At 43.2% G+C, this 13,093-nt stretch carries 12 protein-coding genes; 3 read left to right on the top strand and 9 right to left on the bottom strand.

Annotation, left to right across the window (positions count from 1 at the left end; all coding sequences use genetic code 11):
* Positions 1-32: 32 nt before the first annotated feature.
* Genes jag through rpmH form a run of 5 tightly spaced genes read right to left on the bottom strand, consistent with a single transcriptional unit; the run spans position 33 to position 2,746 of the window.
* On the bottom strand, positions 33-986 hold the full coding sequence (gene jag / locus Q0E03_RS04000; RefSeq protein WP_297129715.1) for an RNA-binding cell elongation regulator Jag/EloR: 954 nt from the start codon (positions 984-986) through the stop codon (positions 33-35).
* Positions 987-1,001: 15 nt separating this feature from the next.
* Positions 1,002-1,994: a YidC/Oxa1 family membrane protein insertase gene (locus tag Q0E03_RS03995; protein WP_297129714.1), complete on the bottom strand. Its 993-nt coding sequence runs from the start codon at positions 1,992-1,994 to the stop codon at positions 1,002-1,004.
* Positions 1,991-2,257, bottom strand: coding sequence for a membrane protein insertion efficiency factor YidD (yidD, locus tag Q0E03_RS03990; RefSeq protein ID WP_297129713.1), 267 nt, complete (start codon positions 2,255-2,257; stop codon positions 1,991-1,993). The genes Q0E03_RS03995 and yidD overlap by 4 nt, the downstream gene beginning before the upstream one ends.
* Entirely contained in the window at positions 2,244-2,588 is a 345-nt protein-coding gene (gene rnpA, locus Q0E03_RS03985; protein ID WP_078768628.1) for a ribonuclease P protein component, read from the bottom strand. Before rnpA ends, yidD begins: the two co-directional genes overlap by 14 nt.
* Before the next feature lie 23 nt (positions 2,589-2,611).
* The gene (rpmH, locus tag Q0E03_RS03980) at positions 2,612-2,746 is read right to left on the bottom strand and encodes a 50S ribosomal protein L34 (protein ID WP_078768629.1); all 135 of its coding nucleotides are present in this window, start codon (positions 2,744-2,746) and stop codon (positions 2,612-2,614) included.
* Positions 2,747-2,961: 215 nt separating this feature from the next.
* On the opposite strand from rpmH, the gene Q0E03_RS03975 reads away from it, so the two are divergent.
* Complete coding sequence (locus Q0E03_RS03975; RefSeq protein WP_297129712.1) at positions 2,962-3,846, top strand: VanZ family protein; 885 nt, start codon at positions 2,962-2,964, stop codon at positions 3,844-3,846.
* The gene (locus Q0E03_RS03970) at positions 3,810-4,514 is read left to right on the top strand and encodes a 5'-methylthioadenosine/adenosylhomocysteine nucleosidase (protein WP_297129711.1); all 705 of its coding nucleotides are present in this window, start codon (positions 3,810-3,812) and stop codon (positions 4,512-4,514) included. The genes Q0E03_RS03975 and Q0E03_RS03970 overlap by 37 nt, the downstream gene beginning before the upstream one ends.
* A 178-nt stretch (positions 4,515-4,692) precedes the next feature.
* Here Q0E03_RS03970 and Q0E03_RS03965 read toward each other — a convergent pair whose 3' ends face one another.
* Positions 4,693-5,316 (bottom strand): helix-turn-helix domain-containing protein, encoded by a 624-nt coding sequence (locus tag Q0E03_RS03965; RefSeq protein WP_297129710.1) that lies wholly within the window; start codon positions 5,314-5,316, stop codon positions 4,693-4,695.
* 182 nt (positions 5,317-5,498) lie between these two features.
* Between Q0E03_RS03965 and Q0E03_RS03960 the strand changes: the two genes are divergently transcribed.
* Positions 5,499-6,131 carry a histidine phosphatase family protein gene (locus Q0E03_RS03960; RefSeq protein WP_297129709.1) on the top strand — a complete coding sequence of 211 codons (633 nt, stop codon included), beginning with the start codon at positions 5,499-5,501 and terminating at the stop codon, positions 6,129-6,131.
* Between the two features lie 587 nt (positions 6,132-6,718).
* On the opposite strand, the gene Q0E03_RS03955 is transcribed toward Q0E03_RS03960, so the two are convergent.
* Genes Q0E03_RS03955 through gyrB form a run of 3 tightly spaced genes read right to left on the bottom strand, consistent with a single transcriptional unit; the run spans position 6,719 to position 13,084 of the window.
* Positions 6,719-8,503, bottom strand: coding sequence for an LCP family protein (locus Q0E03_RS03955; RefSeq protein WP_297129708.1), 1,785 nt, complete (start codon positions 8,501-8,503; stop codon positions 6,719-6,721).
* Positions 8,504-8,536: 33 nt separating this feature from the next.
* Positions 8,537-11,065: a DNA gyrase subunit A gene (gyrA, locus tag Q0E03_RS03950; RefSeq protein ID WP_297129707.1), complete on the bottom strand. Its 2,529-nt coding sequence runs from the start codon at positions 11,063-11,065 to the stop codon at positions 8,537-8,539.
* Positions 11,066-11,089: 24 nt separating this feature from the next.
* Positions 11,090-13,084, bottom strand: coding sequence for a DNA topoisomerase (ATP-hydrolyzing) subunit B (gyrB, locus tag Q0E03_RS03945; protein WP_297129706.1), 1,995 nt, complete (start codon positions 13,082-13,084; stop codon positions 11,090-11,092).
* Positions 13,085-13,093 lie beyond the last annotated feature (9 nt).

The following is a 13,093-nucleotide window of genomic DNA, read 5'->3' as shown; positions in this document are numbered from 1 at the left end:
AAAACGGAATGCAGGTACTTTCTCAACATTCTTTATTTATTCACTTCAATCTTGCCGAACTTTGGCAAATCTGCTCTGTCAGCCTTTGGTGTGTGATTTTCCGGAGCCTTTGTTACAGCCTGATTTCTACCGCCTCTGCGATAGTTTCCGCCGTTACCTCCGTTTCTCTTTGCACCGCCTGTCGGCTCAAGAACAACTCGTCTGTCCTGATTGTATCCGATTGAGCGGGATTCAACACCCTCAATTTCCTGCACTGCTGTGTGGATAATTCTTCTCTCGTACGGATTCATCGGCTCAAATGTGTATCTTCTGCCTGTGCGAAGAACTCTCTGAGCGTTTTTCTTTGCAAGATTTGAGAGAGTCAAAGCTCTCTTTTCTCTGTAGTTGCCGACATTAATCACAACTCTGACATATTCCATAGTGCTCTTCTTAATAACAAGAGAAAGAAGATACTGAATGCTGTCGAGTGTTTCGCCTCTGTGACCGATTACAATTCCGTAATCCTCACAATCAAGGTCGATTGTTACAACGCCCTCGGCATAAGACGCTTCAATTTTTGGGTCAACAATCTTTAAGCCCTCAAGAATTGTCAAGAAGTAGCTCTTTGCATATTCAAGGTCTACGCTCTTTGGATATTCCTTTTTAGGCTGGTCGCTCTTTGCCTCTTGCGCCTGAGCAGGTTTTGCCGGAGCTTCCTGCTTCTTTGGAGCTTGTGGCTTCTTTGGAGCAACTTGCTTTTTTTGTGCCGGCTTTTGCTGTGCCGGTTTCTTCTCCGGAGTCGGCTTTTTTGCCTTTTCAGGGCGTTTGCCGTCATCGAAAGAAACCTTAACCTCAAAGTCCTTTTTGCCGAAACCTAAAAAACCTTTGCTTCCTGTTTGGAGCACTTCGGTCTTTATGTCGGCGCCTACAGGAGCATTGAGCAATGCTTTTGCGGCGGCAACAGCGTCCTCCAAGGTTTTGCCGGAACCGATTCTTTCTATAATCATATATAAATCTCCGATTTATTTTGTCTTTTTAATGCTTTCTTCTCTCGAACGGCGCTCAATAGTTGACTCAATCATTTGACGGGCAACATTGCGCTTTGGCGGGAAGAATTTTGCCATAAACACCTGCTGTGCAGTTGCAACAAGGTTGGAAATAATCCAATAGAAGCCTACTGCGGCTGAAACCTTGAATGAGATGTAGAAAGAGAAAAACGGCATCATAAGCATCATAATCATCATCTGCTGACCTTGAGCGGCAGCTGCCGGATTTTGCTTTTTCTGAATCTGCTGTGACAACAGTGTTGAGCCAAAAGAAGTAACCAAGCAGAGAATTGGGATAATGATTATAGGGTCTTTCCAGTTCTTAAAGTTCGGAATTTGAGTCATATCAAGGTTTCCGATAAACATATGTGCCTTGTAGTCGGCAATCGCATTAAGCTTCGCCTCAGTGAAAAGTTCAGGGAACTTGTTTGCAAGCACATCCTTGTAAATATCGAAATTCTGGAGAATTTCAATCTGGAAATAATTGCCCTTAATTTCGTGCACCTTGTTGAGTGCCTTGAAAATCGCATCACTGTTTGACGCAATATCAACGCCGATGATATATTGGATAGGATAGTAAATAATACCGATAATACCCATCAAAAATACCATTTGAAAGACCATAGGACCGCAACCCATATTCATAGGATTATGACCTTCACGATTGTAAAGCTCCTGCATTTCCTCTTGCATTTTCTGACGGTCTCTCGGGTCGTTTGAATTTGCGTACTTCTTTTGAATTTTTTGAATTTTCGGCTGAAGACGGGATGTCTTTGCCATTGTTTTTTGCTGTTTGAGGTTTAATGGGAACAATACCAAACGGGTGACGATGGTGAACACAATAAGAGCAAGGAAATATTGGTCGTTGAAAAGCATCAACAAGCCTTCCATACACTTACCGAACAGCCAGTACAGCGGTTTAAACAAACCCATACCGTTTGATACAGCCATAGTAATAGTAGTTATCACCGATAATTGTCCTCTTGCTTTGTTTTTTTCATCGGAACAGGGTCGTATCCACCCTTAAAAAAAGGATTGCAACGCAATATTCTCCTTATGGCAAGCAATGTGCCCTTGAATATTCCGTGAATTTGTATTGCCTCAATGGCGTATTGCGAGCAGGTTGGTGTGTATCTGCAAGCACCGTGCGAAAACCTCGGCGACAGAGTCACCTGATAGATTCTTATCAAAAATATCATAATCTTTTTGATAAAAGCATTAATCTTCTTCATTCTTAACAGCACCTATTGCCTGCATATGCTTGAGCATAGCCCTCTCCACAACATCCTCCTTGCACTCGGTTGTTCTTGTTCTTGCAACAAAAACAAAATCCCAACTGCCCTCGATGAGTGGCTCAATGTTCCTAAAGGCTACTCGAATAACTCGGCGAGCACGGTTGCGCTGAACTGCACCGCCAATTTTTTTGCTTGTGGTTATTCCGTAACGGACACCGCCCCTACGGCTTTTCATTCCGTAGGTAACAAGCGCAGAGCTTGCTTCGCTTTTGCCCCTGTAATACAATCTGCGAAAATCCTTATTTTCCTTTAAGGTTTGACCTTTCACAAAATCGTTCCTTTACTTGCTAATTAGTAAGAAAGTGACTTTCTGCCCTTTGCACGACGGCGAGCAAGTACCTTTCTACCGTTCTTTGTTGACATTCTCTTTCTGAAGCCATGAACCTTCTGTGCATGTCTCTTCTTTGGTTGAAATGTTCTCTTCATTCTTTTTCACTACCTTTCGCAAAGACTAAACTCGTCTTAATCTTTTATAATCTCTGTGCGGTATAGCACAGGCAAAACGCTTTTTTGATATGTGGCAAAACTACCACACATACTATTAGCCTTGATATTATATTATAAAATATGTCAATTTGTCAACAAAAACTTGTATTTATTCTAAATATATTATATAATGGCACTATATGTTGGGGGTGAGTATGGTGTCAACAACTAAAAAGACGAAATTTAACATAAAAAAGTTTTCAAATTTCATCTTCACTTTCACCATTTTTTTCACCTCGTGCTGTTTTATTGACGCTTTGCAGATAAATTTAGCCATTGCAAAATACGATTACAAATGGCTGAAAATTCTGCTTTCATTTGTTTTGCCGACAGCGATTACGGTTATTCATTATATAATAAATCACAATTTGATTTTTATTGCCGACCGAACGGCAACGGTTATGGTTTTGTTTTCCGTTTTGTTTGTGCTTGACAGCCTGACCTTTCGGGTTATGTGGTCGCTCGATAAAACGCTTTCGCTGTATCATCTCACTTACGGACTCGAAACGTTTTTTTCTGTTTTTGTGGTGATGACACTGATTACTATAATCAGGCAACGCAACAAAGAGCCAAACAATCATTATGTCGAAGCTTCAAGAGCGTTTTTTTCGGGCGCAACTGCGGTTTTGCTTGTCGGCTTTTTTATGATTTATATTGTCACACGATATTATAACAGTAACTTCAGCGAGCCGAACTTCATTCCTTTTCAGGGTGAAATGAGCGAATTCATAAAAAGCGGTGCTCCCGAACTTCTTGTCAGAGATGCGGGCAATGTGATGTTTTTCACCGCTATGGCTATTGTGATTTTAGAATTTGCAAAGCGTCACAGAGCGGTTTGGGGCTTTTGTTTGCCCGTTGTCATCAGCATTTCAATGGAGTTTTATCAATACTTTTTTAAATGCGGCGACCCCGATATAGATGATGTTATACTCAACGCACTGGGGGCAATCCTCGGCTGTGTGATTTACAAATTTATAATAGAAAAAATCAAGGAGAACGAATTATGCTGGGAATCATTGGAGCAATGGATGTGGAAGTAACAAGCATCAAGGCAAAGGTCAAGGATGCTGTTGAAACCGAAATTGCAGGCATAGTCTTTGTTTGCGGAACAATCGAAAATGTTATGGTCACTGTGGCACAGTGCTCACCGGGCAAGGTGAACGCTTCGCTGTGCACACAGATTATGATTGACCGCTTCAAGCCTGACGCAATCATCAACGTGGGTGTCGGCTGTTCGCTTTCAAGCGATGTAATCATCAAAAACGTTGTCATTGCAAACGATGTATGCGAATACGACATTGACATAACCGCCCTCGGCGAACCGAGGGGATTTATCAACGGACTGAACGTCATCAAGGTTGAAACCGACAAGGAGATTTCAGAAGCGCTCAGCCAATGTGCAATCCGTTGCGGAGAAAAAATCCACAGGGGAACGGTTGCTTCGGGCGACACCTTTATTGCATCGCAGGAACTTAAAACTCTTATTTCAACCGAGTTTAACGCAATTTGCGGAGAAATGGAGGGCGGAGCAATCGGTCACACTTGCAAGGCAAACGGCGTTCCGTTCGCTGTTTTGCGTTCTATCAGCGACGGCGGCGACGCAAATGCACAGATGGATTATCCGACCTTCAAGATGATTGCTGCCAAAATCAGCACCGACATCATCCTTGAATACATCAAAACCCAAAAAACACAGTTTGAATTGTAATCAAACGACAAATCATCCACAAAACCGTAGGGGCGAACTGTGTTCGCCTAACAATAACGCCCCTACGAACATATCAAAATATTCGGAAAATTCACCGTCAATGAAAAAGAACGGCAACAACTGCCGTTCCGTTTCGATATATATTGCAATCTGACTTGCTCAGGCAAAGCCTGATAGTTTACTCTAAAATGTAGTTTGACAAAATGTATTCCTCTGCTTCGGTGATTAAGTCCTTGAGCGGAGCAAATTGGTTTTCCTCAAAGCCTGTGCGTGACTTATCCTCGATAAGCACAAACTTTGCATCCTGCACGGCAATAGCCGCCGACGCCAAGTCACGGGCAACAGAATAATCAATTCTGAACAACTCTTTTGGCAAATCACCTGCTTTTGCAAGGGTCAATGCACCACGATATATGCAAAGCATAAAGTAATCGTACACAAAATTGCTTTGTGTATTGTTTGTGCCTGCGGTTGCAAGCTCAAGCAAATATTTTGTTGCGAGAGCCATAGATTTGATTGAACGACCCTCACCGTTGCTGTTAAGAGCGGAAAGCACGTCACCGTTCAATCCGTTTCTGCTTTCGCTCACGCCAAGCAGATAATCGGTAGTGACTCCGTAATATCGACTGCATTTTATAACAAAATCAAGCCCACATTCTCTTATGCCCTTTTCGTAATGAGAAAGAAGTGCTTGAGAAATACCCAAATCGGTGGCAGCCTTTTTTTGGCTGATGCCTCTCTCTTTTCTCATTTTTGAAAGCATTTGGGAGAATTTGGACAGCTTTTCTGTTTCGTTCTTCATAGCTTCCCCTTATGTCAATTCATAAATATTAGAACAAAGCGATAGTTCTCTTTTCAACACTATACAATTTGTAATCCTCATACATATTACCACTCGTTATACATTTTGTAAAGAACTATTTTCTATTTGTTGTATATTTGTAATAATTTGGTTAAAAATCACTCTCACGGAGGTTTTAAATAATGAAATCATACACAGTGTATTTATTAAGACACGGACTCACAAAAGGCAATCTTAACGCACAGTATATTGGGCACACGGATTATCCTTTGTCCACATTTGGTATAGAACAACTCAAAGAGATAAAAAAAGAGCACCCATACCCGGAGGTGGATGCCGTGTTCGTTTCTCCACTAAAAAGGGCAATGGAGTCGGCTGACATTATGTATCCAAAAAATAACAAAATTGTAATAGATAACTTCATCGAGTACTCTTTTGGCGAGTTTGAGGAACTGACGGCAGAGGATTTGAAAGACAACGAGGACTTCAAAAACTGGCTTCACGGCGATATGTATGCACGCCCGCCGTTTGGCGAAAGCAACGCAGAATTTGTGCAGAGAGTCTGCAAAGCGTTTGAACAGGTCGTTGAGGGTTGCGTGTCAACAGGCACGGAAAAGTTTGCCATCGTGTCGCACGCAGGAGTTTTGATGACGATTTTGTCGTGCTATGGCTTGCCCGAAGCACCTATGGCGCATTGGCAAATGGATGCCGGCTATGGCTACAAGCTCCGCATCACACCGTCAATTTGGATGCAGGGCAAAAAAGTTGAAGTCATCGACACCGTACCCGTATCGTTGAGCGAATTGGAAAAATAACATAGTGTTGACAAATTCAAACTAATTATATATAATAAAAATGAACAAGGAGCAGTCCGACAGACGGTCAACCTCCTTGATTGAGCAATGAAGTAATCGCACTCATTTGGAAGTTTGGGCGATTACTTCTTCTTTATTTCAATTATGTATCCTGTATATACTATAACGAAAACCGTTAAAATAATAAGATAATCCATAATACCACCTCCTCGTTCTTCAAATGAAGTTCGGAGGTAAGATTTAACCGCCTATCCGTTTTTCAAGACAAATCTCCTTGTCCGAAAAAGATTATATATTATTCTGAAATATCTGTCAACAAAAACGACCTATTATATTTAATAGGTCGTTTCTTTATTTCGTAGGGGCGAACTGTGTTCGCCTAAAATTTATGCCTCCCCTTTTAAAAAAGGGGAGGTGGATTTTTGCGTAGCAAAAAGACGGTGGGGTTTTATATTAATTATTCCTTTTAACCCCTCAGTCGTGCATAAAGCACGACAGCTCCCCTTGCAACAAGGGGAGCCATAATTGGTTTATATTTGCGACAGCTTTACCCTTTTGTATGCGTTGCAAGGGGAGCCTTAATTGGTTTATTCTTCGTCGGTTTTTTCCGGTGCACGGGTGGTTACTTCGCCGTAGTTTTCATTGGTGTAGGTTGCCTGCACGGCATAGCCTGTTTCCGAATAAAAACCTGTTTCACGGCAATTGATGTAATCAACTCTTGTGCGTGCAAGTGTGATACTGCTCTTGCCGTAAATATCCATTTGGAGCATATATGCGTCCATCGGATAGTCGGCTTTCCAGCACCAAGCACCGTAAAAGCTACCGCCTGCGCCGTTCTCGTCATTTCTGTATTCAGGAAGATTTGATGTCTTAACGGCATAGTTCATCCAGCCCTCTTTGAGCGCATATTTTGCGGTTGAAACGATATTGCTCTTTGGCATATCGGTGCGGATATAAGGCACCATATCGTTGAGAATTTTGAGAAGCTGAACGCTTGAAGCGTTTTTCAAATTATTAAGCACCTTGGTGATACAAATTTTTTGACGGTTTGCACGCATATTGTCGGAGTCAATCTTTCTGATTCTGCAATAAGCGAGAGCCTGCTTGCCCGAAAGCTTGAGAGTGCCCTTGTTTCCGTCAAAGGTTTTGTCGATGTGAACACCGCCGTATCTCTTTTGGTGGTTGTTGATTTCGTTAATTTCAGAACTTGTGAGTTCAAGCTCAACACCGCCCAAATTGTCGATTATCTTTTCAAAACTCGTAAAGTTAACAATGACATAGTTGTCTATCTTAATCTTATAAAGATTTTCAACTGCCGAAATGTAGGTGTGAATATCGCCGCCGTAAGTTGACATTGCGCCGTTGATTTTGCCGAAATGACCTGTTGATTCGTCACCCGGTGTGGTTTCCCAATAAGCGTAGGCATCACGGAGAATTGATGTGAGTTTAATCTGCTTTGTGTCAAGATTTACGCTTGCAATGATTGCAGAATCGGCTCTTGTTCCGCTTTCAAGCACCTTTTTGCCACGGGTGTCCTCACCGATGAGCATAATGTTGAGCACTCTTGTTGACGATGCAGGCGAACCGTTCCTGTACCACTTCTTAATCATATCTTTGAGCGAGCCGATTTCCGATGCGTCTGCTTCTTCAATCGGGTCAAAGCTCTCAATTCGCTCGTCCATTCTGAATGAGGTAACGCTGACTTGCTTGTCCGCATTATCGTCCGTCACGGTCTCCAAAATATTGTTGACATACCAATAAACACCGATTCCTGCACAAAGAACGATAACAAGCAGAATGAGAATAACACGAACTGCGGTGTTCTTCTTTTTCTTCTTCTCGTTTTTCTTTTTCTTTCTTGCACGGGCTCTGTCACGGGCATCCTTGTCGGAAGTGTTGATGTAGTAATTTTCGTAGTCGTTGTTTTGGTCAACTATTTCCTTAACATCAACAAAGTCCTCGTCATCCGCTTTTTTTGCCTTTTTCTTGCTCTTTCTCGGTGCAAAATTTATCGGTTCAAGCGGAGCTGTGTCCGTTTTTGGTACTTTTTTTACAGAATGAGCCTGCGGTTCAGCCTTTTTTACAGGCTTTTCCTCTTTGATTTCAGGCACTTTTCGATTAACAGGCTGTGCCTCTTGAACAGGCTCTTGTGTTTCATCATTTGTGGTTTGAGAATAAGTATCCTGCGATTCCTCCTCAGGCTCTTCGCTTGGAGTTATATCCTCAACGACAGGCTCTGATTTTTTGCTGTTGATGATTTCGTCAACAACTCTTTTTGCGGCTTCGCTGTCCGACTTAATCTGAGCCTCGTTTTCCTCACGGCGTTTTTGCACCTCCGAGAGAATATCGTCGATATTATATCCTTTTTCCATAAATTACTCCTCTGTCGTCATCACTGACGGTTATTATTCCTCGTTCGGCACATCTTCATCCTGTGCCTCGGCATCTGTTTGCTCCGGAGCGGTGATTTCTTCCTCATCGTTTGCTCGTTCAACAATACCTATTGTTGCAACCTTTTCGTTGTCCTTAACGGTCATTACCTTAACGCCCTTGCCGCCTCTCTTGATGAGCGAGATTTGGTCGGCGTGGGTGCGGATAACTACACCGTCGGAGGTAATCATAATAACATCATTTTCTTCCATAACAGGAGCAATCATAGCAACCTTGCCGTATTTGTCGGTGTGGTAATTGATAAGTCCCTTGCCGGCTCTGCCCTGAACACGATAATCCTCAAAATCTGATCTTCTGCCGTAGCCTGTTTCAGATACGGTGAGGAGTTGCATATTTTCAACTGCGACTGCAAAGCCGACAACATAGTCGCCCTCGGCAAGCTGAATAGCTCTTACACCTCTTGCGGTTCTGCCGATAAGACGGGCGTCCTCTTCCTTGAAGCAGATAGCCATACCGTCATGAGTGGCAACAATGAGATTGCGTTCGCCGTCTGTGATTTCAACCCAGCAGAGTTCGTCACCCTCGTCAAGATTGATGGCAATAATGCCTGTTTTTCTGATGTTGTTGTATTGGTCAAGTGCTGTACGCTTGATGACGCCGTTTCGTGTGACCATACAGAGATATTCTCTGTCGCCCTCTTTTGGCACTTTAACCATTGCAGTAACTTTTTCGTCTTGTTCAATCGGCAAAAGGTTGATGACATTCATACCCTTGCTTGTTCTTGAAGCTTCGGGAATTTGATAACCCTTCAGCTTGAACACCTTGCCCATATTAGTAAAGATGAGTATAGCATCGTGAGTTGAACATGTAAACATATTCTTTGCAACATCTTCTTCTCGTCTTGACATACCCATAATGCCCTTGCCGCCACGGTTTTGAGCTTTGTAGGTGTCAACTGTCTGACGCTTGATGTAGCCACGCTCGGTGAGTGTGAGAATACAATCTTCAACAGGAATAAGATCCTCATCGTCAACATCGCCTGTGAATGCGGAAATTTCCGTTCTTCTTTCGTCACCGTATTTGTCGGCAACTTCACGGATTTCCGTCTTGATGATTTCAAGCACTCTCTGCTCGTTGTTGAGAATGTCATGGTAGTCCTTGATTTTTTCGTGGAGTTCTTCCAACTCGTTCAAAATCTTTTCGATTTCAAGACCTGCCAACTGACCCAAACGGTAAGCAACGATAGCTGCTGCCTGTGGGTCGTCAAATCCGAACTTGTCCATAATGGCTTGCTTTGCTTCGCTCTGTCCGCCACGACAGGCACGAATTGTTGCGATAACCTCATCAACAATGTCGAGCGCCTTTGCAAGACCCTCCAAAATGTGAGCACGCTCTTCGGCTTTCTTGAGATAAAATCTTGTTCTTCTTGTGATAATCTCCTCTTGGAACGAGATGTATTTTTGAAGAATTTGCTTGAGTGTGAGAATTTTAGGAACTCCTCCGTCAAGAGCAAGGAGGATAACGCCGAAAGTTGTCTGCATTTCGGTCATTTTGTAAAGATTATTGAGCACAACCTGTGCGTTTGCATCTCTCTTTATTGTGATTTCGATATGCATACCGTGTCTGTCGGTATAGTCCTGCAAATCGGCAATGCCCTCAATTCTCTTGTCCTTGATGAGTTCGGCAATTTTTTCGATAAGTCGTCTTTTATTTACGCTGTAAGGAAGTTCGGTAACGATAATTTTGTATCTGTCGTTCTTGGTTTCCTTGATTTCGGCTCTTGCACGAACAATAATTTTGCCTCTGCCTGTTGAATATGCTTCTCTGATGCCCTTTGCGCCCATAATAATACCGTGGGTCGGGAAGTCCGGACCTTTGATGTATTGCATAATTTCTTCAAGTTCGGCATCGGGATTGTCAATAAGACAGCAAACACCCTCTGCAACCTCGCCCATATTGTGAGGCGGAATATTGGTTGCCATACCTACTGCGATACCCGATGAGCCGTTGATGAGCAAGCACGGGAACTTTGTAGGCAAAACTTCGGGTTCAACTTCCGTGTCGTCAAAGTTAGGAACCCAGTTTACTGTGTCTTTTTTAATATCTTCAAGCATTTTGAGCGAAATTTTGCTCATTCTTGCTTCTGTATATCTGTATGCGGCGGCTGGGTCGCCGTCAACGCTACCGAAGTTTCCGTGACCGTCAACAAGCGGATGACGGAGCGAAAAGTCCTGTGCCATTCTTACCAAAGCATCATAAACGGATGCGTCACCGTGTGGGTGATAGTGACCGAGCACTTCACCGACGGTGGTGGCACACTTACGGTAAGGCTTGTCCGGATAAAGTCCGGTGTTGTACATTGCATAAAGTATTCTTCTGTGAACAGGCTTCAAGCCGTCCCTGACATCAGGGAGGGCACGGGAAACAATAACGCTCATTGAGTAGTCAAGAAAGGCGCTTCTTATTTCCTTGCTGATTTCAACATCAACTATTTTTTGGTTAGAATAGTCAATATTGTCACGCACTACTTCTTTTCTTGCCATTTTGTAATATCTCCTATTCTAAAATTAAATATCGAGGTTCTTAACGAACTTTGCGTTTTGCTCGATAAACTGTCGTCTCGGCTCAACATCCTCACCCATAAGGATAGAGAAGTTTTCGCTTGCAATCTGTGCGTCATCAACAGTAACACGCTTCATTGTTCTGAACTCAGGGTCCATTGTGGTTTCCCAAAGCTGTTCAGGGTCCATTTCACCAAGACCCTTGTATCGCTGAACATCGCAATCTCCGCCCATTTTTTGGGTGATTTCATCTCTCTGCTCGTCGGAATATGCGTATTCGCTCTTTTTATTCTTTGTTACCTTAAAGAGCGGTGGCATTGCCAAATAGATATGTCCGTGTTCGATAAGTTCCGGCATATATCTAAAGAAGAATGTGAGCAAAAGAGTTGTAATATGTGCACCGTCGACATCGGCATCCGCCATAAGCACGATTTTGTGATAGCGAAGCTTTGAAATATCGAAGTCCTCGCCGATACCCGTGCCGAGTGCCGTGATTACAGGCACAAGTTTTTCGTTGCCGTAAACCTTGTCAAGTCGTGCCTTTTCAACGTTGAGCATCTTACCCCAAAGCGGAAGAATTGCCATATATTTAGGGTCACGGCCAAGCTTTGCGGAACCTCCCGCAGAGTCACCCTCTACGATGTAGATTTCGCATTTTTCAGGTTCTTTTGATGTGCAGTCCGAAAGTTTGCCCGGCAAAGAGTTGCTCTCAAGCGGGGATTTTCTTCTTGCGTTTTCTCTTGCTTTTCTTGCTGCTTCTCTTGCACGGGAAGCGTCAAGCGATTTGTTGAGGAGTGTTTTCGCAACCTGCGGGTGCTCCTCAAAATAAGTCATAAGTTTGTCGTAAACAAGACCCGACACAAGACCCGTAATATCTGTGTTGCCGAGTTTGCCCTTTGTTTGACCCTCAAACTGAGCCTCTGTAAGTTTAACCGAAATTACAACGGTGATACCCTCTCGAACATCGTCACCTGTAAATTTCTTGTCGCTGTCCTTGAGAATTCCGTATTTTTTGCCGTAATCATTAAACACTCTTGTAAGGGCAGTCTTAAATCCTGTTTCGTGAGTACCGCCGTCAACAGTGTTGATGTTGTTTGCAAATGAAAGTTTTGTTTCGGAATAACTGTCTGTATAGCAAAGTGCAACTTCCGCACTTCTGTCGTCTTTTGTGGTTGAGATATGAATAACCTCAGGCTGAATAGGAGTAAGTCCTCTGCTTTCGTTTATCCATTCAACGAATGAGCGAATACCGCCCTCGTAGCAATAAACGGCAGTGTGTTCATCCTCGCCGTACTTGTCGCCCTCAGGCTTTTCGGCAAGTTCTCTCTTGTCTGTAAGGCTGATTGAAAGACCTGCGTTGAGGAATGCCTGCTCACGAAGTCGTCTTTCAAGGATGTCAAAATCATATTGTGTTGTTTCTTGGAAAATTTCGTCATCCGCCTTGAATTTGATAAATGTGCCTTGACCGTCACTGTCGCCAATGATGTGCAAATCATTTACAGGTATGCCTCTTTCAAATCTCTGTGCATAAATGTGGCCGTTTTGAGTTACTTCAACTTCAAGCCATTCCGAAAGTGCGTTTACAACCGATGAACCAACACCGTGCAAACCGCCCGAAACCTTGTAGCCCGAACCGCCGAATTTACCGCCTGCGTGGAGAACCGTGAGAACAACGGTTACGGCAGGAAGCCCTGTTTTTTCATTAATACCGGTCGGAATACCACGGCCGTTGTCACGAACTGTGATGATGTTGCCCGGCAAAATCTCGGTTTCAATATGAGTACAATAGCCTGCAAGAGCCTCGTCAATAGAGTTGTCCACAATCTCGTAAACAAGGTGGTGGAGTCCTCTCGGTCCTGTTGAGCCTATGTACATACCCGGTCTTTTTCTAACCGCCTCAAGTCCCTCAAGTACCTGAATATCATCCGCATTGTATTCTTCTGTTACAACGGTGTTGATATCCTCTTCCTCAAGGTTGGTTAAGTTCTTTTCTTCTTCCATTTTTTAACC

Origin of the sequence: uncultured Eubacterium sp., assembly GCF_934525195.1 — a bacterium.
Classification (GTDB): domain Bacteria; phylum Bacillota; class Clostridia; order Oscillospirales; family Acutalibacteraceae; genus Eubacterium_R.
The sequence above is the reverse complement of the archived record's forward strand: the minus strand, read 5'-3'. Positions and strand labels throughout refer to the sequence as shown.